General features: G+C 68.0%; 17 protein-coding genes. 12 read left to right on the plus strand and 5 right to left on the minus strand.

Annotation, left to right across the window (positions count from 1 at the left end; all coding sequences use genetic code 11):
• The first annotated feature begins 70 nt into the window (after nucleotides 1-70).
• The 5 genes from MJ603_RS14010 to MJ603_RS14030 all read left to right on the plus strand — a co-directional run bounded on the left by MJ603_RS14010 (nucleotide 71) and on the right by MJ603_RS14030 (nucleotide 6,304).
• Complete coding sequence (locus MJ603_RS14010; RefSeq protein WP_243064360.1) at nucleotides 71-1,279, plus strand: CaiB/BaiF CoA-transferase family protein; 1,209 nt, start codon at nucleotides 71-73, stop codon at nucleotides 1,277-1,279.
• Entirely contained in the window at nucleotides 1,276-2,442 is a 1,167-nt protein-coding gene (locus tag MJ603_RS14015; RefSeq protein WP_243064361.1) for an acyl-CoA dehydrogenase family protein, read from the plus strand. Before MJ603_RS14010 ends, MJ603_RS14015 begins: the two co-directional genes overlap by 4 nt.
• Complete coding sequence (locus MJ603_RS14020; protein WP_308220602.1) at nucleotides 2,439-4,091, plus strand: amidohydrolase; 1,653 nt, start codon at nucleotides 2,439-2,441, stop codon at nucleotides 4,089-4,091. Before MJ603_RS14015 ends, MJ603_RS14020 begins: the two co-directional genes overlap by 4 nt.
• 126 nt (nucleotides 4,092-4,217) lie before the next feature.
• Complete coding sequence (locus MJ603_RS14025) at nucleotides 4,218-4,940, plus strand: tyrosine-protein phosphatase (RefSeq protein WP_243064362.1); 723 nt, start codon at nucleotides 4,218-4,220, stop codon at nucleotides 4,938-4,940.
• Between the two features lie 155 nt (nucleotides 4,941-5,095).
• Complete coding sequence (locus tag MJ603_RS14030; protein WP_243064363.1) at nucleotides 5,096-6,304, plus strand: MFS transporter; 1,209 nt, start codon at nucleotides 5,096-5,098, stop codon at nucleotides 6,302-6,304.
• 46 nt (nucleotides 6,305-6,350) lie between these two features.
• On the opposite strand, the gene MJ603_RS14035 is transcribed toward MJ603_RS14030, so the two are convergent.
• A complete protein-coding gene (locus MJ603_RS14035; RefSeq protein WP_243064559.1) occupies nucleotides 6,351-7,850 on the minus strand; it encodes an XRE family transcriptional regulator in 1,500 nt (499 codons plus the stop codon).
• Between the two features lie 210 nt (nucleotides 7,851-8,060).
• On the opposite strand from MJ603_RS14035, the gene aceA reads away from it, so the two are divergent.
• The 3 genes from aceA (at nucleotide 8,061) to MJ603_RS14050 (ending at nucleotide 11,810) form a co-directional block, all read left to right on the plus strand.
• Nucleotides 8,061-9,401, plus strand: coding sequence for an isocitrate lyase (aceA, locus tag MJ603_RS14040; protein WP_243064364.1), 1,341 nt, complete (start codon nucleotides 8,061-8,063; stop codon nucleotides 9,399-9,401).
• A 53-nt stretch (nucleotides 9,402-9,454) separates the two neighbouring features.
• A complete protein-coding gene (aceB, locus tag MJ603_RS14045; RefSeq protein WP_243064365.1) occupies nucleotides 9,455-11,113 on the plus strand; it encodes a malate synthase A in 1,659 nt (552 codons plus the stop codon).
• Between the two features lie 154 nt (nucleotides 11,114-11,267).
• Entirely contained in the window at nucleotides 11,268-11,810 is a 543-nt protein-coding gene (locus MJ603_RS14050) for a GNAT family N-acetyltransferase (RefSeq protein ID WP_243064366.1), read from the plus strand.
• Nucleotides 11,811-11,847: 37 nt separating this feature from the next.
• Here the strand turns inward: MJ603_RS14050 and MJ603_RS14055 are convergent, their stop codons facing one another.
• Together MJ603_RS14055 and MJ603_RS14060 are read right to left on the minus strand one after the other, a co-directional pair.
• Nucleotides 11,848-12,516, minus strand: coding sequence for a YqaJ viral recombinase family protein (locus MJ603_RS14055; protein ID WP_243064367.1), 669 nt, complete (start codon nucleotides 12,514-12,516; stop codon nucleotides 11,848-11,850).
• 70 nt (nucleotides 12,517-12,586) lie between these two features.
• Nucleotides 12,587-13,765: an ROK family transcriptional regulator gene (locus tag MJ603_RS14060; protein WP_243064368.1), complete on the minus strand. Its 1,179-nt coding sequence runs from the start codon at nucleotides 13,763-13,765 to the stop codon at nucleotides 12,587-12,589.
• A 193-nt stretch (nucleotides 13,766-13,958) separates the two neighbouring features.
• Here MJ603_RS14060 and MJ603_RS14065 point away from each other — a divergent pair, with 193 nt between their 5' ends.
• From MJ603_RS14065 to MJ603_RS14075, 3 genes are read left to right on the plus strand one after another with little or no spacing between them, the layout of a single operon-like run.
• On the plus strand, nucleotides 13,959-14,708 hold the full coding sequence (locus MJ603_RS14065) for a sugar phosphate isomerase/epimerase (RefSeq protein WP_243064369.1): 750 nt from the start codon (nucleotides 13,959-13,961) through the stop codon (nucleotides 14,706-14,708).
• On the plus strand, nucleotides 14,705-15,820 hold the full coding sequence (locus MJ603_RS14070; RefSeq protein WP_243064370.1) for a Gfo/Idh/MocA family protein: 1,116 nt from the start codon (nucleotides 14,705-14,707) through the stop codon (nucleotides 15,818-15,820). The genes MJ603_RS14065 and MJ603_RS14070 overlap by 4 nt, the downstream gene beginning before the upstream one ends.
• The gene (locus MJ603_RS14075; protein WP_243064371.1) at nucleotides 15,817-16,914 is read left to right on the plus strand and encodes a Gfo/Idh/MocA family protein; all 1,098 of its coding nucleotides are present in this window, start codon (nucleotides 15,817-15,819) and stop codon (nucleotides 16,912-16,914) included. Before MJ603_RS14070 ends, MJ603_RS14075 begins: the two co-directional genes overlap by 4 nt.
• Nucleotides 16,915-16,958: 44 nt before the next feature.
• On the opposite strand, the gene MJ603_RS14080 is transcribed toward MJ603_RS14075, so the two are convergent.
• On the minus strand, nucleotides 16,959-18,140 hold the full coding sequence (locus MJ603_RS14080; protein WP_243064372.1) for an FAD-dependent monooxygenase: 1,182 nt from the start codon (nucleotides 18,138-18,140) through the stop codon (nucleotides 16,959-16,961).
• Nucleotides 18,141-18,230: 90 nt separating this feature from the next.
• Between MJ603_RS14080 and MJ603_RS14085 the strand changes: the two genes are divergently transcribed.
• Complete coding sequence (locus tag MJ603_RS14085; RefSeq protein ID WP_243064373.1) at nucleotides 18,231-19,067, plus strand: TetR/AcrR family transcriptional regulator; 837 nt, start codon at nucleotides 18,231-18,233, stop codon at nucleotides 19,065-19,067.
• A 53-nt stretch (nucleotides 19,068-19,120) separates the two neighbouring features.
• Here MJ603_RS14085 and MJ603_RS14090 read toward each other — a convergent pair whose 3' ends face one another.
• Entirely contained in the window at nucleotides 19,121-19,792 is a 672-nt protein-coding gene (locus MJ603_RS14090; RefSeq protein WP_243064374.1) for an ABC transporter ATP-binding protein, read from the minus strand.
• Nucleotides 19,793-19,865 lie beyond the last annotated feature (73 nt).

The raw sequence follows: 19,865 nt of genomic DNA on the forward strand, positions 1-19,865 counted from the left end.
AATCATGCGATCTAGGATGAATGACAGTCCCTACGCCGTTCTGCGGCACGGGTCATGCGAAGGCGGATGGATGGGTGAGAAGCACTCCAGTGGCGCGCTGCCGCTCGACGGCATCCGTGTCGCCGACTTCTCGCGGGTGCTCGCCGGCCCGTACGCGACGATGATGCTCGCCGACTTCGGCGCCGACGTGATCAAGATCGAATCGCCGACCGGTGATGACACCCGTGCCTGGGCGCCGCCCCGCGATCGCTACGGCGACTCGACTTATTTCGCGAGCGTGAACCGCAACAAGCGTTCTGTGGTGTGCGATCTGACGACGGATGCCGGCCTCGCCGAAGCCCGCAGGCTCGCCTCGAGCGCCGACATCGTGATCGAGAACTTCAGGCCCGGCGTGATGGAGCGGTTCGGGCTCGGCTTCGACTCCGTGCGGGAGCTCAATCCACGCGTCGTGTACTGCTCGGTGACCGGGTTCGGCGACGGCGCGGGCGCGTCTCTGCCCGGCTACGACCTACTCGTGCAGGCGGTCGGCGGCCTGATGAGTGTGACGGGTGCGCCGGAGGGGGAACCGAGCAAGGCGGGCGTCGCGCTGGTCGACGTGATCACCGGGCTCAACGCGCTGAGCGGCATTCTGCTCGCGCTGCGCGATCGCGACCGCACAGGAGTCGGAACGAGGGTGCGCGTCGACCTGCTGTCGAGCCTGCTCAGCGCCCTGGTGAATCAGGCATCCGGCACCCTCGCGACAGGGGTGTCGCCGGCGAGGATGGGGAACGCGCATCCCAGCATCGCGCCGTACGAGCTGTTCCGGGCATCCGACCGGGAGCTCGTCATCGCCGTCGGCAACGACCGGCAGTTCGCGGCGCTGGCCGAGGAGATCGGGATCGGCCCAGACGATCGATATGCGACCAACCCGCAGCGTGCCACGCTTCGACGCGAACTGCACGCGCTGATCGACGAGCGCTTGGGCACCGCGGAGGCGGCCGAGTGGGTGGAACGGCTGACCGCGGTCGGAGTCCCTGCTGGGCTTGTCAACACAGTCGGCGAGGCTATCGCGTTCGCCGAGTCACTCGGTCTGCAGCCGACGGTATCGATCGGCGACGGCGATCGCGACGGCAGGTTCGTCGCCGATCCGGTACGCATCGACGGCATCGCCACCATCTACGAGAGCCTGCCGCCCCGGCTCGGCGAGCATCAGGGAGCCGACTGGCGCGAAACCGGTCGGCTCCCTGAGCGAGCACAGCGAGTCGAAGGGCGCCCATATCCGAACGAAGGAAGACCATGACCCTCATCGTCGATTCCGTCTTCGACCTCGACGCGCTGCTCAGTGCCGACGAGATCGCATGGCGGCGCAAGGCGCGCGCGTTCGCGACCGAGCGCATCCTGCCGATCATCGAGGACGACTTCGAGAACAAGCATTTCAGGCGGGAACTGATCCCAGAGCTCGCGGAGGCGGGCTTCCTCGGCATGCACATCACGGGCCACGGATGCGCCGGCGCGGGCCCCGTCGCGTACGGTCTCGTCTGCAATGAACTCGAGGCCGCCGACAGCGGGTGGCGCACATTCGTCTCGGTGCAGGGATCGCTGGCGATGTCCGCCATCGCCAAGCACGGCTCGGAGGAACAGAAGACGGCATGGCTGCCGCGCATGGCAGCCGGCGAGGTGATCGGATGCTTCGCCCTCACCGAACCCGCAGGCGGCAGCGATCCTGCGGCGATGACGACCCGCGCGGTACGCGACGGCGACGACTGGGTGATCGACGGCGCGAAGCGGTGGATCGGCCTGGCGTCCGTCGCGCACATCGCGATCGTGTGGGCCAAGGACGACGAGGGTGTGGTGCGCGGATTCATCGTGCCGACGGAATCCGCGGGCTTCGCCGCGACACCCATCGACGGCAAGCTCTCGATGCGCGCGTCGATCCAGTGCGACGTGCGGCTCGAGGGTGTGAGGGTGCCGGAGTCCGCCCGCTTACCCGAGGCGAAGGGACTTTCCGCGCCGTTCGCGTGCCTCAACGAGGCGAGATACGGCATCGTCTGGGGAGCGATGGGCGCTGCACGCAGCTGCCTCGAGGCGGCGATCGAGCGCAGCAGGGGCAGGGAGGTCTTCGGCGCGCCGATCGGCTCCCGCCAGCTCATCCAGGCCAAGCTCGCCGACATGTTCGTCGAATACGAGAAGGGAATGTTGACCGCGCTGCACCTGGGGCGGCTCAAGGAGAAGGGGTCCATCACCCCTGTACAGATCTCCGTCGGCAAACTGAACAGCGTGCGCGAGGCGCTGGAGATCGCGCACACCTCCCGCGCGATCCTCGCCGGAGACGGCATCACCGATGCGTTCCCCGTGATGAGGCACGCGGCGAACCTCGAAGCGGTGCGCACGTACGAGGGGACGGATGAGATCCACCAGCTCGTGATCGGGCGCGAGCTCACGGGCATGGGAGCGTTCGCGTGACGCGGGCGGCCGACACCGTCTTCACCGGCGGTTCCATCTTCAGCGAGGGGATGACCGTCTCGCGCCCAGGGGGAGTCGCCGTCACGAACGGGCTGATCGTCGCGGCGGGGGACGACGACGAGCTGCGCGGGCTGGTCGCACCGCGCACGCGGGTGGTGGACCTGCACGGCGGGTTGCTGCTGCCAGGGTTCCAGGATGCCCACGCGCATCCTGTGCAGGGCGGAGTCGAACTGCTGCAGTGCAACCTGGTCGGTGCCGCCGATGCAGCAGAGTGCGTCGCGCGGGTGGCGGCGTATCGGCGCGAGCATCCCGACGAGGAATGGATCACCGGCGGTGGCTGGTCGATGGAGTTCTTCACCGGTGGTACACCGACCGCAGCTGCGCTCGATGCGGTGATCACCGACCGGCCCGTCATGCTGCACAACCGCGATCACCATGGGGTCTGGGTCAACTCGCGTGCCCTGCAGCTCGCCGGAATCGACGCGTCGACGCGCGATCCCGCCGACGGGCGCATCGAGCGCGATGCCGACGGTTCGCCGACGGGCACCCTTCACGAGGGGGCGGCGGCGCTCGTGGAGAGGCTGATCCCGCCGATCGACGCCGATTTCGCCTACTCCGGCCTGCTCCGGGCGCAGCGGGAGCTGCTCGCACTCGGCATCACCGGGTGGCAGGACGCCATGGTCGGCGCGGTGTTCGGGCTGCCCGACATCGCGGATACGTACCATCGTGCAGTGGAGGAGGGCGCGCTGGTCGCACGCGTGGTCGGTGCGCAGTGGTGGGAGCGCGACCGCGGTGTGGAGCAACTCGAGGAGATGCTGACGCGACGCGACGCTGCCGGCGCGCTGGGACATCCGGAGCGCTTCCGCCTCGACAGCGTCAAGATCATGCTCGACGGCGTCGCGGAGAACTTCACCGCAGCGATGACCAAGCCGTACTTCGACGGCCACGGACACGCGACGGAGAACAGTGGCCACAGCTTTCTCGATCCGGAGGCGCTCGCCGATGCCGTCGTCGCCATCGACGCGGCCGGGCTGCAGGTGCACCTGCACGCTCTCGGCGACAGGGCGGTGCGTGAGGGCCTCGACGCGCTGGAACGTGCGCGTGGAGCGAACGGAGTGACCGACGGGCGGCACCATCTGGCGCATCTGCAGGTGGTGGACTCCGTGGATGTTCCTCGGTTCGCGGCGCTGGGCGCTGCCGCGAACATTCAGGCGTTCTGGGCCAGCCACGAACCGCAGATGGACGAGCTGACCATTCCGTTCCTCGACCCGTCGTTGGTGGATCGGCAGTACGTGTTCGCCGAACTCCGCGATGCCGGCGCTCGCCTGGCGGGCGGCAGCGACTGGCCGGTGAGCACGGCGGATCCGCTCGAAGCGGCGCACGCCGCGGTCAACCGGGTCGACAGCGGTGAGGATGTTCCTCCGCTCGGCCCGGAGCAGGCGCTCGACCTCGGCACCTTCCTCGCCGCGTACACCGCGGGCAGCGCGTGGGTGAACCACCGCGACGCCACGACCGGACACCTCGCAGTCGGCTACGCGGCGGACCTCGCGGTGCTCGATCGCGACCCGTTCCGCCGGCCGGCGGACGAGATCGCCGATGCTGTCGTCGTCGGCACCTGGGTCGACGGCCAGCGCGCGTACGGCGCGTGAGAACGACGGTCGAGATGTCGTTTCAACTGCAGAAATAGCTCCATGGTTCGAGCGGTCGCTCCATTTCTGCAGTTGAAACGACATCTCGTGGAGGCGACGGCGGAGACGCGTTCGTAGACTGCGCGGATGAGAACGCTCGCCTGGGACGGCTACATCAACGCGCGGGACCTCGGCGGGCTGCCGACTCCGTTGTCGGCGACCGGCGAGACGGCGTACGGGCGGATCGCCCGGGGGCCGCGTCGGGAGCGGCTGACGGCGAAGGGTTGGCTGGATGCCCGTGCCTGGGGCCTGAAGTCGGTGGTCGACCTGCGCAACGAGTGCGAGGCGGGGCGACGCGACCATGATCCGGAGGTCCCGACCACGGCGATCGGGCGCGTCACGATCGTCAATGCCCCGACCGAGGATCAGGACGATCCCGAATTCCAGCGTGTGTGCTTTCCGATCCTCGATTCGCCCGAGTATTGGCGGCACAACTGGCGGCTGCAGCCCGAACTCGTGCGCGGGGCGCTCGAAGCGATCGCCGCCGCAGAACCGGGCATGCTCGTGCACTGCAGCGCGGGCCGTGACCGGACCGGCATGATCTCCACGATCCTGCTCGGCAACGCGGGAGTCGAAGCGGATGCCGTCGCCGACGACTACGCGGCATCCGTTCGCGCCATGGCCGGCGCGGTGCAGCACGCCCCGACGACCGATCGCCAGTCGACCTGGACGTCGGCTCAGGTGGACGAGTGGCTGCAGGACAAGCTGCCGATTGTGCGGGATGTCGCGGCGAACGCAGACGCGACCATGGATTCGCTCCGAGTGGCCCCCGCGGCGCGGAATCGATTGCGGGACTTGCTCGTCGTGTGATGCTCGGCGGCATCCGACGGAATTGGCGCTGCCCACGCAGGCGACGTAGATTGAGACCCGTGATGGACGTCAGACAGGGCTAGCTCCCGCGCATCGTCGAGGTGTGCGGCCGATGAATGCTGCCCTGCCCACCTTCTCTCGAATGCTGACTGTCCATGTCTGTTGTTGTTCAACGTCGCTTGATCGACGCCTCGCTCGTCACGTCTCTCGTGTTCGTCTCGATCGGAAGCGGCTTGTTCCTGCCGCTTTCGTTGGTGTTCTTCGCCGAACTCACCACCATTCCGCTGGCCGCATTGGGCGCCATTGTGGGGTTGTCCGGACTGCTGGCGCTGCCCGTGCCCCTTCTGGTCGGACGATTGGCGGATCGGTACGGCGCGCGACGGCTCGTTATGGTCGCGCAAGCAGCGCAGGCGATCGCCTTCGTCGGGTATATGCTCGCGCGCGGTCCGCTCGATGTGTTCCTCGTCAGCGCGCTCATGGCCTTGGGCGGCCGGATGTTCTGGTCGACGATCTTCGCTGCTCTCGCCGATCACGCCGAAGCCGAGGGAAAGGGACGGCAACAACGGTGGTTCGCGATCGCCAACACCGCCCGCACCGCCGGAATCGCGGCAGGCGGCCTCATCACCGGAATCGCTTTGACGATTCCCGGCGATGCGACGTATCTGACCCTCGCTCTCTGCGCCGCCTGCTGTCTTGCGATATCAGTGGGACTCATGCTGCCGGTCTCGCGACATCGATCCTCCGCGGCGTCTCGCGCTCAGCGGCGGCAGGGCCTCGTCTTCCGTGACGCGCAGTTCATGGCGCTGTTGTCGATCAACTCGGTTTTCGCGATCTCGACTCTGCTGCTGGGCCTGACGATCCCGGTGGTGATCAAAGCAGCACTCGGCGGTCCCGGGTGGCTGACCTCGCTTCTGCTGGTCGGCAACGCCGTGCTGGTGTCGATCTTCGGGGTCTTCGGGGCGCGGCGAGCATCCGCTCACTCGCCGTTCCGGGTGCTGGGGGTTTCCGCCCTCGCCTGGGCGGCCGGATGCGCGTTCCTCGCGGTCGCGGCGGCCGTCGCTCTCCCGTCGGCTGCGGGAGTGCTCGCGCTGGCGGTGATCGCATTCAGTCTCGCGGAGGTACTCCACGCGCCGACATCCATGGCCGTCGTCAGTGACATGGCGCCTGCGGCCGCCCGCGGAAACTACCTGGCCGTCTTCCAGTACTCCTTCATGGCGGCAGAGATAGTCGGCCCCATACTGTTCACCGGCCTGTTCGTCGCGAACCCAAGCGCACCGTTCGTCGCCGTTCTGCTGCTCAACCTCGTTGCCATCCCGGCGCTGGCAGTACTGGGACGACGCATGAGCACCGCGCAGGAATCGTGAGAGCTCCGCGCACCCACCCTGAGGGTTCCACGCCCTTGGTGCCGACTCAATCCACCGGCGCGTGCCCCTGCAGGAACGCGTACACCTCGGTCTCGTCCACGCCGGGGAAGCTGCCGGTCGGGAGTGCCGCGAGCAGCGACGTCGGCGTGCGCGCGGCGGGCCAGGCGTAGGGGGCCCAGGCATCCGCGAGCTCGGCCGGCGCTCTGCGGCAGCAGCTCTCGTCAGGGCATCGTGACACCGCGCGGTTGGTGGTCTCCCTGCCGCGGAACCACTTCACGTGCGCAAAAGGCACGCCGACGCTCACCGAGTACTCGCCCTCCTTGGCCTTCTCTATGCGCGATGTGCACCAGTACGTCCCGGTGGGGGTGTCGGTGAACTGGTACCAGGGGCTGAAGCGGTCGGATGCCTCGAACACGGTGCGCGCGGTCCAGTTGCGGCACACGGTGGTGCCCTCGATCGCACCCGTGGCATCCGACGGAAAGCGCACGGCGTCGTTCTCGTACGCCTTGATGATGGTTCCCGACTCGTGCACCTTCATGAAGTGCACCGGGATGCCCAGCCGCCTCGTCGCGAGGTTGGTGAAGCGATGCGCCGCGGTTTCGTACGAGACGGCGAAGGCGTCGCGCAGGTCTTCCATCGAGATGCGGCGAAGATTCTTGGCCTCGGTGAGCAGGCGCACGGCATCCTTCTCGGGCAACAGCACTGCCGCGGTGAGGTAGTTGGTCTCGACACGCTGACGCAGAAAGTCGGCGTAGCTGCGCGGCTCGTCGTGCCCGAGCACCTGGCTCGCCAGCGCTTGCAGCACAGGGGTGCGCGAGTCGCGCGACGACGACTGCTGCACGGGCAGGTAGATGCGGTGATTGCGCTTGTCGGTCACCGAGCGCGTGGCGTACGGCAGGTCGTTCACGTAGTGGAGCGTGTAGCCGAGGCGGCCCGCGATGTCGCTGACCGTCTGCTGCGACACAGGACCGCCCGCGTGGCCGGCCACTTCGAGCAGAGCGGATGCCTGCTGCTCGAGCTCGGCGAAGTAGTTGTCGCGGTCGCGCATCTCCTGTCGCAGCTCCGCGTTCGCGCGTCGTGCTTCCTCGGGCGTGGATGCCCGCTCCTTGTGCAGCCGCTCGATCTCGCCGTGCAGCCCGAGGAGCGCCTTCAACACGTCGTCGCTCTGCGACTTCGAGGCACGGATGACCGGCAGGCCCAACGAGGCGAACACCGGTCCGCGCACTGCGCGCTCCACTGCGATCTCCAGCGCGGCGCGCTCGTTCGGCGCCTCGGCCTTCACCAGTTCATCGACTGTCGTGCCCAGGGCGGTCGCGATCGTGCGCAGCATCGTGAGCCGAGGTTCACGCTTGCCGTTCTCGATCATCGACACCTGCGACGGTGCACGATCGACGGCCGAGGCCAACTGGTCGAGAGTCATGCCGCGCTGCTGGCGACGCTCGCGGATTCGGCGGCCGAGCGTCAGGGCATCCAGCTCGTCCGCTTCGTCTGCGGCACGCGCACCCGTGCTCGCCGCAGATGCGGCGGCAGGTGCGCGATCGACCATGACCATGTCCCGATGCTGTCACGGCACGCTCCAGGCGGCAAACAGAAGAACCTGCAATCTTCTGCGATTCGCAGGGACTGTCGGGAATTTCTGCCAGGCAGAACTCGTGCGCACCTTCTTCTTCCGAATCTGCGATCGGTGCTGCCCAGTCGTCCCAGTCTGGATGCAGACCTCGTTCCACGTTCCACGACGCAGCACCAGGAGGACACGATGACCGCACAGAACGCTCGCCGTCCAGGCGAGACGACGCAGACCGCCGACGAGCTGGAGCTCGAGTGGAGCGCGGACCCGCGATGGGACGGCATCCGTCGCGACTACACCGCCGCCGACGTGATCGCACTGCGCGGACGGGTCGCCGAGGAGCATACGCTCGCACGGCGCGGAGCCGAGCGGCTGTGGGAGCAGCTGCAGCGCACCGAGGTGCCGTCGTCGGACGGCACCGGCTCGGACGACCCGCAGTGGGTCGCGGCACTCGGCGCCCTCACCGGCAATCAGGCCGTGCAGCAGGTGCGTGCCGGCCTCGAGGCGATCTACCTCTCCGGATGGCAGGTGGCGGCCGACGCGAACCTCTCCGGCCAGACCTACCCCGACCAGAGCCTCTACCCGGCGAACTCGGTACCGGCGGTCGTGCGACGCATCAACAACGCGCTGCTGCGTGCAGACCAGATCGACTCCACGAGCGACACATCGTCAGGCATCGACTGGCTGACGCCGATTGTGGCGGATGCCGAGGCCGGCTTCGGCGGACCGCTCAACGCCTACGAGTTGATGCGGTCGATGATCGAGGCGGGTGCGGCCGGCGTGCACTGGGAAGACCAGTTGGCGAGCGAGAAGAAGTGCGGCCACATGGGCGGCAAGGTGCTCGTGCCGACGTCGCAGCACATCCGCACCCTGAACGCGGCCCGGCTCGCCGCCGACGTGGCGGGCGTGTCGACGATCATCGTCGCGCGTACCGACTCGCTCGCCGCAACCCTCATCACGAGCGATCACGACGAGCGCGATCGGGAGTTCGTGACCGGCACCCGCACCGCCGAGGGCTTCTACGAGGTGCGGAACGGCATCGACCCCGTGATCGCCCGTGGCCTCGCGTACGCCCCGTACGCCGACCTGCTCTGGGTGGAGAGCGCCGAGCCCGACCTCGAGCTCGCTCGCACCTTCGCCGAGCGCATCCATCGGGACTTCCCGAACAAGCGACTGGCATACAACTGCTCGCCGTCGTTCAACTGGAAGCGGCATCTGGATGACGACACCATCGCTCGATTCCAGCGCGAGCTGGCGGCGATGGGATACGCCTTCCAGTTCATCACCCTCGCCGGCTTCCACGCCCTGAACCACTCGATGTTCACGCTCGCCCGCGATTACTCGCAGCGACAGATGAGTGCATACGTCGAGTTGCAAGAAGCCGAGTTCGAATCCGAACGCGACGGCTACACCGCCACCCGCCACCAGCGGGAGGTCGGTACCGGCTACTTCGATCTGATCGCCACGGCACTGAACCCGTCGAGCGCCACGCTCGCGCTCGCCGGTTCGACCGAACAGGAACAGTTCTAATCCTCCAGCCCCTGGGCGAGGCGGAGAACTGATCGACAACGAAGGAGACGATCATGAACACCATCGAGAAGCACGAGCCGCGCATCGAGATCACGGGACCGGTCGAGGAGCGGCACGACGACATCCTCACGCCTGGAGCCATCGGCTTCCTCACTGAACTGCACGACAGGTTCGCCGGCAGGCGGCACGATCTGCTGGCAGCACGGATGCGACGCCGCGTCGACGTCGCCAACGGCCGCGATCCGCAGTTCATGCCCGAAATGGCATGGGTGCGAGACGACCCGGGCTGGCGCGTGGCTGGTGCGGCCCCTGGGTTGGAGGACCGCCGCGTCGAGATCACAGGTCCCACCGACCGCAAGATGACGATCAACGCGCTCAATTCGGGAGCACGAGTGTGGCTCGCCGACCAGGAGGACGCCACGAGCCCCACCTGGCACAACGTGATCGAGGGGCAGCTGTCGCTGTACGACACGGTGCGCGGCGACATCTCGTACACGAGCCCCGACGGTCGCGAGTATCTTGTGACGGCGGAGCGAACGCCCACGATCGTGATGCGTCCGCGCGGTTGGCACCTGGTGGAGAAGCACCTGCAGTTCGTCGACAGGGAGGGCCGCAGCTTGCCGACATCCGGCAGCCTCGTGGACTTCGGCCTGTACTTCTGGCACAACGCGCAGCGCCTCGTCGATGCGGGGCGCGGCCCGTACTTCTACCTGCCGAAGCTCGAGGACCACGAGGAGGCGCGGCTGTGGAACGATGTCTTCCTCTTCGCTCAGGAGCGAATCGGGATGCCGCGCAGCACGGTCAGGGCGACGGTGCTGATCGAGACGCTGCCGGCCGCGTTCCAGATGGAGGAGATTCTCTACGAGCTGCGTGAGCACTGCGCAGGACTCAACGCTGGACGTTGGGACTACCTGTTCAGCATCATCAAGACGTACCGCTCGCGGGGGCGCCGATACGTGCTTCCTGACCGCTCGCAACTGACGATGACGGTCCCGTTCATGCGCGCGTACACCGAACTGCTCGTCGCCACCTGCCACAAGCGCGGGGCATATGCCATCGGCGGCATGAGCGCGTTCATCCCGAACCGGCGTGACCCGGACGTCACGGAACGCGCACTCGCGAAGGTCGCGGACGACAAGCGCCGCGAGGCGGGAGACGGGTTCGACGGCACGTGGGTCGCGCATCCGGATCTGATCGCGGTGGCGCAGGCCGAATTCGACGCTGTGCTGGGCGACGAGCCGAATCAGCTGGGTCGGTTGAGGGAGGACGTGGCGGTGGAGGCATCCGATCTGCTCGACTTCACGGGGGCCAGCGGTGACGTGACGCTGGCGGGCGTGCGCGACGACATCCAGGTGACGCTGCGCTACGTGGAGGCATGGCTTCGCGGCACAGGGGCTGTCGCGATCGACAACCTCATGGAGGATGCCGCCACCGCCGAGATCTCCCGGTCGCAGCTCTGGCAGTGGATCGAGAACGGTGTGGTCACGGCGGAGGGGGAGCTGGTCGACGTCGAGCTCGCGCACCGACTGCGTGACGAGATCCTGGCCGGGCTCACCCGCACGAGCGACGATCGATTCGACGACGCAGCGGAGATCCTCGACGAGGTCGCGCTGCGGCCCGAGTTTCCGACGTTCCTCACGGTGACGGCCTACCGGCGGTACCTGGTCGACGACGCGGCCCCGGCGCAGCTCGCGTCGCCTCTGGCCGCGTGACCTCTCGGCTGGTCGAGTAGCGCGCCGCAGGCTCGCGTATCGGGACCCGACTGCGGCGATCGGGTCTCGATACGCGTCGCCTCGGCGGCGCTACTCGACCAGCAGGTGGGGGTCGGGCCACCGGCGCGACGTGCGAGCCGCTAGCGTGATCGCCATGACCGAAGTGACCATCCGTCCCGCGACGCCGGCGGATGTCGACGCCCTCGCCTTCGTGGCCGCCGTCACGTTTCCGCTGGCGTGCCCTCCGCACACCACGAGGGAGGCGGCCGCGACGTTCGTCATCGAGCATCTCGGCCCGGACTCCTTCGCGGACTATCTCTCTGATCCGAACCGCGTCCTTCTCGTCGCCGAAGACGACGGAACGCCGATCGGCTACACGATGGTCGTCCTCGGATCACCCTCGGATCCCGACGTGGCGGCCGCGGTGGCCATCCGCCCCACCAGTGAACTCAGCAAGTGCTACGTGGTTCCCGGCTATCACGGGCAGGGCGTCTCGCGGCGGTTGATGGAGGCATCCCTTGGCGCAGCACGCGAGCACGGGGCTGTCGGCATGTGGCTCGGCGTGAACGAGGAGAACTCCCGCGCCCAGCGGTTCTACGCCAAGAGCGGGTTCGAGCGGGTCGGAAGCAAGCGATTCCTCGTCGGCGAGAACTGGGAAGACGACTACGTGTTCGAGCGCCCGCTGACCGAGGGGTAGCCGCGGTCGTCGGTATGGAGCGGTCGCGGGGGTGGGCTCAGACTCGGCCGGTGGCCAACGTCGCGATGAGCTGCGTCGCCAGGGATACCAGCGCGGCGATCTCGTTCTCGTCGCGGTCGATCCAGCGGCATTCCGGGTCGCCGACGGGCACGAAGCCGTCGTGGAGTTCCCACACGAACAACGTGCGCTCGGCGCCGAGCACGTACTGCTGCCACCAGACCTGTCGCAGGTAGTGCCTGGGGATGCTCCGCCACGGTTTGTTCGTCGTCTTGATCTCGGCGAGCTCGAGCTGCCCATCCGCGCGCAGAGCGAGTCCGTCCGGCGTTGCAAGGTGTCGGTGGTCGCGCACCGCATGGAAGAGTGCGTCGCTCGGATCGATGCCGTACTCGCCCTTGACCCACGCGGCGATCTGCGGCTCACGCGCCTTTCCGTGCTCCGTGTAGACGTTGCCGGTGAACCCCGTGCCGTGCACCTTCTGCCGCGCCGCAGCGAGAATGGATGCCGGCGTCGACAGCTTCGCGACATCCGTCGCCGTGATGCCGCGAGAGCGGGCGCGCAGCCAGGCGACCCGATCGGATGCGTGCGCAAGGATGCGACGCTCGTGCGCGAGCAGAATCCCCGGTGCCCGGGCGGTCGAGGCATCCGCTCCACCGGAATCGGTGACCGACTGCTCCTCCTCGAACAGGGAGAGCATCGTGTCGGTCACTGCTCCATTCTGCCGCGTGGCGGGTCGATTCCCGGCCGGTCAAGCGGGAAGTCGAGGACGGGACCGATATTCACGCGGGGTCGAGCAGCCGCTGCGCGACCATGATCGCGGCGCCCAGTACTCCGCCCGTCTCGCCGGCGGCCGCAGGCACGATCTGCAGGTGCTGCGTCGCCAGCGGTGTCGACTCCCGGTAGACCACCTCGCGGATGCCCGCCAGTAGGTGCTCGCCGGCGCGAGCGATCGAGCCGCCCACGACGATCACCGACGGGTTGAGCAGGTTCACGCAGGTGGCCAGCACCTCGCCGAGGTCGCGACCTGCCTGGCGCACGCCTGCGACGGCATCCGGATGCCCCGCTCTGGCCAGTGCAAGCACGTCGGCGCTCGACGATGCCGAGGTGCCGCGCTCAGCGATGTACCGCGCGATCGCCGGGCCGCTCGCCAGCGCTTCGAGATCGGCGTCGGCGTCGCCGTGGCGAGGAGTCTCCCCGGTGAACGGGACGCGCACGTGGCCCAGATCGCCTGCGGATCCCGCCGCGCCTCGCTGCAGCGCGCCGCCGGCGATGATGCCGAGTCCGATGCCCGTCGACACCTTGACGAAGAGCAGATCGCTCTCCCGTGGCCACGACACCGCGTGTTCGCCGAGCGCCAGCACATTCACATCGTTGTCGACGAGCACCGGAACGTCGAATGTGCGGCGCACGTAACCGGGAACGTCGAAGCGGTCCCAGCCCGGCATGATCGGCGGCGCGATCGGCATGCCTGTTGAGTGCTCGACCGGGCCCGGCAGGCCGATGCCCACGCCGACCAGATCGGACGCCGGGCGCCCGCTCGATTTCAGCAGGCGCTTCGCGACGGCGAGAGCCCAGTCCAGCACCTTGTCGGGGCCGTCGGCGATCGTCAGCTCCGCCGCCTCGGTGAGAAGCACCGCGCCGGCGAGATCGGCGACGGCCACCACACCGTGGGTCGCTCCGAGGTCGACGGCGAGGATGATGCGGGCGGCGGCGTTGAACGCCACGCGGGCTGGAGGACGCCCGCCGGAGGAGGCGGCGTCGGATGCTGGCGCGATGAGGCCGGCATCCATGAGCGCGTCGAGCCGGGAGGCGACAGTCGACCTGGCGAGGCCGGTCTGCTCGGCGAGTTGGGCGCGCGTGCGCGGTATGCCGTCCCGCAGTATCGCCAGAAGTTCGGCCGCCTCACCGGGCACGAGCGTCTCCGGCACGGGGCCGGTGGGCGCTGAGGGGGCCGACATAGACCGATTGAATCACACGGTCGATGACGCGGCGGAAGTTGACGGATGTCACGCAACTTTTGCTTGACTCGCGACAGAAGTATGATTCAATCGATTCGATCCCAGAACATTCCTGCCTCGATGTGCCGCGCATCCCTGCGGTCGCCGCACGCGACATCCCTGTCGTGTGCCGAGGCTCTCGACGAGGAGAAACGTGACCACCTCACCGGTTTCCGTGCAGCTCTACACCGTGCGCGAGGCCCTGCAAGACGATCTGCAGGGCACCCTGAACAAGCTGGCGGAGGTCGGCTTCACCCAGGTCGAGCCGTTCGCCTTCACCAACTTCCCCGGACTCGGCGACGCCCTCGTGGCGGCCGGTCTCACCGCCCCGACAGTGCATGCGCACTTCGTCGGCGAGAGCGACGAGCAGATCGCGGAGATCTTCGACGCGGCGCGTGAGCTGGGCATCCAGACCGTCATCGATCCGCACGTGGCAGACGAGCGCTGGACGACGGCCGAGGGGGTCGAGACGACCGCGGCGCAACTGAACCGGGCCGCGAAGATCGCGGCCGAGCACGGCGTGCGCGTCGGCTACCACAACCACGCCCACGAGTTCGAGAACAAGATCGACGGGCAGAACGCACTCGAATACCTCGCGTCGAAGCTCGACCCGGAGGTCGTCATCGAACTCGACACCTACTGGGTCGCCGTCGGCGGCGAGGACCCGGTCGACGTGCTCGGTCGACTCGGCGATCGGGTCGTTGCGCTGCACATCAAGGACGGTCCGGCGACCAAGGAGACGAAGGACCAGGTCGCCGTCGGCTCCGGCAGCCTGCCGATCCGCGAGATCATCGAGGCCGCCCCGAACGCTCTGCGCGTGATCGAGCTCGACGACTCGCGCGACAACCGCTTCACCGCTGTCGCAGACAGCTTCGCATTCCTCACGAAGGAGGGCCTCGCATGAGCGAGTCCGGCAAGACTGGTCCGGTCGGTGTCGGCGTCATCGGTGCCGGCAACATCTCGACTCAGTATCTGACCAACCTGACCGCGTTCCCCGATGTCGAGGTGCGCTTCATCGCTGACCTCATCCCCGAGGCCGCGCAGGCGCAGGCAGAGAAGTTCGGCATTCCAGCTCACGGCACCGTCGAGGAGCTGCTCGCCGATCCCGAGATCGAAATCGTCGTCAACCTGACCATTCCCAAGGTGCATGCCGAAGTCGCGCTTCAGGCCGTCGAGGCCGGCAAGAACGTGTGGACGGAGAAGCCGATCGCGCTCGACCGTGAGAGCGGAAAGCGACTGCTCGCGGCGGCGGAGGCTGCCGGACTACGCGTCGCGTGCGCGCCCGACACGTTCCTCGGGGCAGGCATCCAGACCGCGCGTCGCCTGCTGCAGGAGGGCGCGATCGGCAAGCCGCAGACCGCCCTGACACTCATGCAGCAGCCGGGACCGGAGTCGTGGCACCCAAACCCCGCGTTCCTGTTCCAGGAGGGCGCGGGTCCGCTGTTCGACGTCGGCCCGTACTACGTGACGGCCCTCATCCAGCTGTTCGGACCGGTCAAGCGCGTCGCCGCAGTGGCATCGACGGCCAAGCCGGTGCGCACCATCGGCTCCGGACCACTCGCCGGCCAGAACTTCGACGTGACCGTGCCTTCGCACGTGACCGCCGTGTTCGAGTTCGAGAGCGGCCAGACATCGCAGAGCATCTTCAGCTTCGACTCGCGCATCCCGCGCACGCTGTTCGAGGTCACCGGCGTCGACGGTGCGCTCGAGCTCAACGACCCGAACATGTTCGTCGGCGACCTCGTATTGCACGCCGGCGCGGACGAGCCCAAGACCATCACGGTCGAGGGCGAGCGGGCGGCTCGCGGCACCGGTGTAGTGGAGTTGGCGCGTGCGATCCGTGCAGGCGTGCCGGAGCGCGCGAGCGGCGAGCAGGCGTACCACGCCCTCGACATCATGGTCTCCACGATCGAGGCTGCCGAGCGCGGCGAATGGATCGACGTGGTCAGCACGTTCACGCCGACGCCCGTGCTGCCGGAGGGCTGGGACCCGGCAGAGGCCACGCTCACGCGATGATTCCGGCACAGAAGGCACCGCTCGGCGTCGGCATCGTCGGCGGCGGCTTCATGGCGACGGTGCACTCGAGGGCGGCTCGCGCCGCACGGGCCGAGCTCGTCGGCATCGTGTCGTCACAGCCCGAGAAGGCTGCGATCGCCGCCGAGGAGCTCGGCGTTGAGCACGCGTTCGCGTCGCTCGACGACCTGCTGAACGAAGAGCGCATCGGCGTGGTGCACGTCACGACGCCGAACGCCCTGCACGTCAGTCAGGCGCTCGCCGCCATCGAGGCGGGCAAGCACGTGGTGTGCGAGAAGCCGTTGGCCACGACGGTGACCGACGCGGTGAGGCTGACGGATGCCGCGGCATCCGCCGGTCTCACCGCCACCGTGCCCTTCGTGTACCGCTTCCACCCGCTCGTACGTGAGGCTCGGGCGCGATTCGCGTCGGGGGAGACCGGCAGGCTGCTGACCATCGCCGGGACCTACCTGCAGGATTGGCTGCTCGACTCGTCGGACGACAACTGGCGCGTCGACAGCGCTGCCGGCGGTCGGTCGCGTGCGTTCGCCGACATCGGCTCCCACCTGGTCGACCTCATCGAGTTCGTCACGGGCGATCAGGTGTCGAGGGTGGCGGCGACGAAGCGCACGTTCTTCGGCTCGCGTGCCGAGCACGCCGAGGTCACAACGGAGGACGCCGTCGCCGTCGCCGTGCAGACCGCGAGCGGCGCGATCGGCACGCTCCTGGTCTCGCAGGCAGCGCCGGGGCGCAAGAACCGGCTGCACGTCGAGTTGTCGGGCTCGACCGAGTCGGTGGTCTTCGACCAGGAGCAGCCCGAGACGCTCTGGGTTGGCAGGCGCAAGGGATCGTTGCTGATCCCGCGCGACGCCGACCAGCTCGCACCGGATGCCGCGCGGCTCGTGACCACGCCGTCCGGGCATCCGCAGGGCTACCAGGATGCCTTCAACGCGTTCGTCGCCGACACCTACGCCGCGATCGGAGGCGCGACCCCCGACGGGCTGCCCCGCTTCGTCGACGGGCTTCGCGCCGCACGCATCACCGAGGCCGTGCTGGAATCGGTGGATGCCGGCGCCTGGGTCGACGTCGCCGCCTGACCTTCCCGTGCACACGGCGACAAAGGGGAGGCCCGATGGTCTCTTCACCGCAGGCCGTAGTCGCGGATCGCGTCCTCAGTGGCGAAGCGCTCGGTCATCCACATCATGGAGCGGAACATGAAGCGGTTGGCGAACGACAAGTCGCGCAGACGGATGCGCAGTTGTGAGGGTGGGGCGAGGAATCCGCCGGCGTTGCCCGACCTCGCGACCTTCGTCGGTTTCAGCATGACCTTGTCATAGGCGGCGAACGCCGCGGCGTGGTCGCCTCGAGCCGCCACGAGCTCGCCCGCGAGAACGTACGCGCCCACCATGGCGAGGCCGGTGCCGAATCCGCCGAGCGTGTTGGCGTACCCTGCGTCGCCCACCAGTGCCACCCGCCCGCGGGTGAAGGACGACATGCGGGTGCGTGCGAGCGCGTCGAGATAGAAATCGGATGCCGACCGGCACGCTTCGAGCGCCTCGGGCACCCGCCATCCAACGCCGCGGAAGCTCCTCTCGAGAAAGTCGAACTGCGATGCCGCATCGCGCCGGTCGTAATCGGCGTGGCCGGCTCGGAAGAGGAACAGGCTGGGCGCCTTCTGCCCGCCGAGCACGGCAAGCCGTCCAGGCTCGTTATAGGCGTACGCGACGGCCCTGCCGTCGGGTAGCCGGGTCACGAGATCGTGCAACGACGCTGTGCTGTTCGCGACCGCGTAGTAGTGGCCCAGCGACTGCACGTGCCGTTCCTCTGGACCGAAGACGAGTCGGCGAACCGCCGAATGCATGCCGTCTGCGCCGATCACGAGGTCGAACTTCTCCGACGAGCGATGCGCGAACTCCACGTCGACGCCGTTCGACGACTCGCGCATCGCGGTGATCTCGTCGCCGAAGAGGTACTCGGCGTCCATCTGGCTGTGCCGGTGCAGGATGCCCGCGAGATCGCCGCGCAAGATCTCCAGGTCACCGCCGATGAACTCGCCCGGCACGACGGCCTTGACGCGATCGGAGGCATCGACGAGCCGCCAGTCGGTCTTCGTGGTCTGGGCGGCCACCAGGTCGTCGAGCACGCCCATCCTGGTGAGCACGGCGCGGTGCGTGCTGCCCTTGAAGTCGACTGCTTGGCCTCCTGGGCGTATCGCCGGCGACTTCTCGACCACAGTCACGTCGAAGCCGTTCCTGCCGAGCCAGCGAGCGAGCGCCGGTCCGGCGATGCTCGCTCCCGAGATGAGGACCTTGTTGCGGCTCATGGATCGTCCCTTCATCGATTAGTTGTGTCTTTAAGACGCAATTAATAAATAGCGTATGATAGACGCAATTACAAGTGGAGGGAGCCCACGGTGGCTGCAGGGGACGCGATCTCCGCGAGGGGGAGCGGCACGGTGTCCGGCACAACGGCATCCGTTGGGCGTGAGGATGCCGGGCATGAGGATGCCCCGCACGCTGACGCCCAACGGGTCGAGCCGACGGGTCTGGTGGCCATCTTGTGGAGCGAGGAACGGCCCGTCAAACGCGGACCCAAGCCGAAGCTCACCCTCGCCCAGGTGGTCGACGGCGGGATCGCGATCGCCGACGAGGATGGGCTGGAGGCCGTCACAATGCAGCGCCTGGCAGACCGCCTCGGAGCGACGAAGATGGCGCTCTACCGGTACGTGCCGTCTCGCGCGGAACTCGACGCACTGATGCTCGATCGGGCCCTCGGCGCACCGGGCGAGATCGCCGGCGTGCAGTGGCGGGAGACCCTGACCAAGTGGGCCATGGAATTCTTCGAGCGAGCCGTCGCACACGCGTGGTCGGTCGAGCTCGCCCAGCGCACCCACACGCCGGGTCCGCGCGAACTGCAGTGGTTCGAGGTCGGGCTCGCGGCGATGACCGGGCTTCCGCTCGCCTCAGCGGAGAAGCTCGATGTGCTCGCCCTGTTGTCCGGTCACGTGTTGTCGCTGGTTCGACGCAGCACCGTCTCGAGTTCGCCGGAGGACGACCTGGCCGGCTCGATCGTGCCGATCCTGGCGATACACGCCGACGCGTATCCGTTCACGGCTGCTGCCTTCGCGGATGCCTCAGACGGCGGCCGCGACGCCGGCCTGCGGTTCGGCATCGACCGAGCCCTCGACGGGGTGGAGGCGATGATGCAGCGAAGAGCGTCCGCTGCGCCGTCCGCTGCTCTGCCGAAGTGACCTTGAGTCACGACCGACTGCACGTGGCTGCATCAGACGGCCACGTTGCGAGGTCAGGAGACCTCTCTCACCTTGCCCTGCTTGATGTGCAGGCGACGCTGAGCGCGCCTCGCGACCGCGGAGTCGTGCGTGACGATCACGAGCGTGAGCCCGCGCTCGCGCCACAGACCCTCGAGCACATCCATGATCTCGTCACGGGTTTCTTCGTCGAGGTTTCCCGTCGGCTCGTCGGCGAGCAGCACCTCGGGCTCCTTGACGATGGCGCGAGCGATCGCGACGCGCTGCTGCTGTCCGCCAGACAACTCGGCCGGCCGGTGATCACCGCGGTCCCCGAGCCCAACGGACTCGAGCGCCTTCACCGCGCGCTCCTTGCGCTCCGCCGCCGGAACTCCAAGCGGTACAAGTGCCGTCTCTACGTTCTCCTGAGCGGTCAACGTCGGAATGAGGTTGAAGCCCTGGAAGACGAAGCCGATCTCCTTGCCGCGCAAGCCGCCGAGCTTCTTGTCGCCGAGCTTGTCGAGGCTCGACTTGTCGAGCTCGATCGTGCCCGATGTCGGCCGGTCCAGTGCGCCGAGCATCTGCAGCAGCGTTGACTTGCCGCCGCCAGTCGGCCCCTGGATCGCGACCATCTGACCGTTCGGGATGTCGAGGGTGACGTCGTTGAGCGCCGTCACCTTTCGCCCCTTGCCCGGGTACTGCTTGGTGAGGTTCTTGAGCGTGTACATCTAGAAGGTCCTTGTCGTTGAGCCGGAGGATGCCGTTGCTGCTGCGCTGGTCGCTGCCGCGCTGTTCGCCACT

Source organism: Humibacter sp. RRB41, from assembly GCF_022761015.1.
In the GTDB taxonomy this organism is placed as follows: Bacteria; Actinomycetota; Actinomycetes; order Actinomycetales; family Microbacteriaceae; genus Humibacter.

Excerpts from the sequence above, each read along its gene's own strand:
- MJ603_RS14010 (WP_243064360.1), top strand. The coding sequence starts at position 71 with ATGGGTGAGAAGCACTCCAGTGGCGCGCTGCCGCTCGACGGCATCCGT.
- aceB (WP_243064365.1), top strand. The coding sequence starts at position 9,455 with ATGAACACCATCGAGAAGCACGAGCCGCGCATCGAGATCACGGGACCG.
- MJ603_RS14060 (WP_243064368.1), bottom strand. The coding sequence starts at position 13,765 with ATGTCGGCCCCCTCAGCGCCCACCGGCCCCGTGCCGGAGACGCTCGTG.
- MJ603_RS14070 (WP_243064370.1), top strand. The coding sequence starts at position 14,705 with ATGAGCGAGTCCGGCAAGACTGGTCCGGTCGGTGTCGGCGTCATCGGT.
- MJ603_RS14030 (WP_243064363.1), top strand. The coding sequence starts at position 5,096 with ATGTCTGTTGTTGTTCAACGTCGCTTGATCGACGCCTCGCTCGTCACG.
- aceA (WP_243064364.1), top strand. The coding sequence starts at position 8,061 with ATGACCGCACAGAACGCTCGCCGTCCAGGCGAGACGACGCAGACCGCC.
- MJ603_RS14015 (WP_243064361.1), top strand. The coding sequence starts at position 1,276 with ATGACCCTCATCGTCGATTCCGTCTTCGACCTCGACGCGCTGCTCAGT.
- MJ603_RS14080 (WP_243064372.1), bottom strand. The coding sequence starts at position 18,140 with ATGAGCCGCAACAAGGTCCTCATCTCGGGAGCGAGCATCGCCGGACCG.
- MJ603_RS14035 (WP_243064559.1), bottom strand. The coding sequence starts at position 7,850 with ATGGTCGATCGCGCACCTGCCGCCGCATCTGCGGCGAGCACGGGTGCG.
- MJ603_RS14025 (WP_243064362.1), top strand. The coding sequence starts at position 4,218 with ATGAGAACGCTCGCCTGGGACGGCTACATCAACGCGCGGGACCTCGGC.
- MJ603_RS14090 (WP_243064374.1), bottom strand. The coding sequence starts at position 19,792 with ATGTACACGCTCAAGAACCTCACCAAGCAGTACCCGGGCAAGGGGCGA.
- MJ603_RS14050 (WP_243064366.1), top strand. The coding sequence starts at position 11,268 with ATGACCGAAGTGACCATCCGTCCCGCGACGCCGGCGGATGTCGACGCC.
- MJ603_RS14075 (WP_243064371.1), top strand. The coding sequence starts at position 15,817 with ATGATTCCGGCACAGAAGGCACCGCTCGGCGTCGGCATCGTCGGCGGC.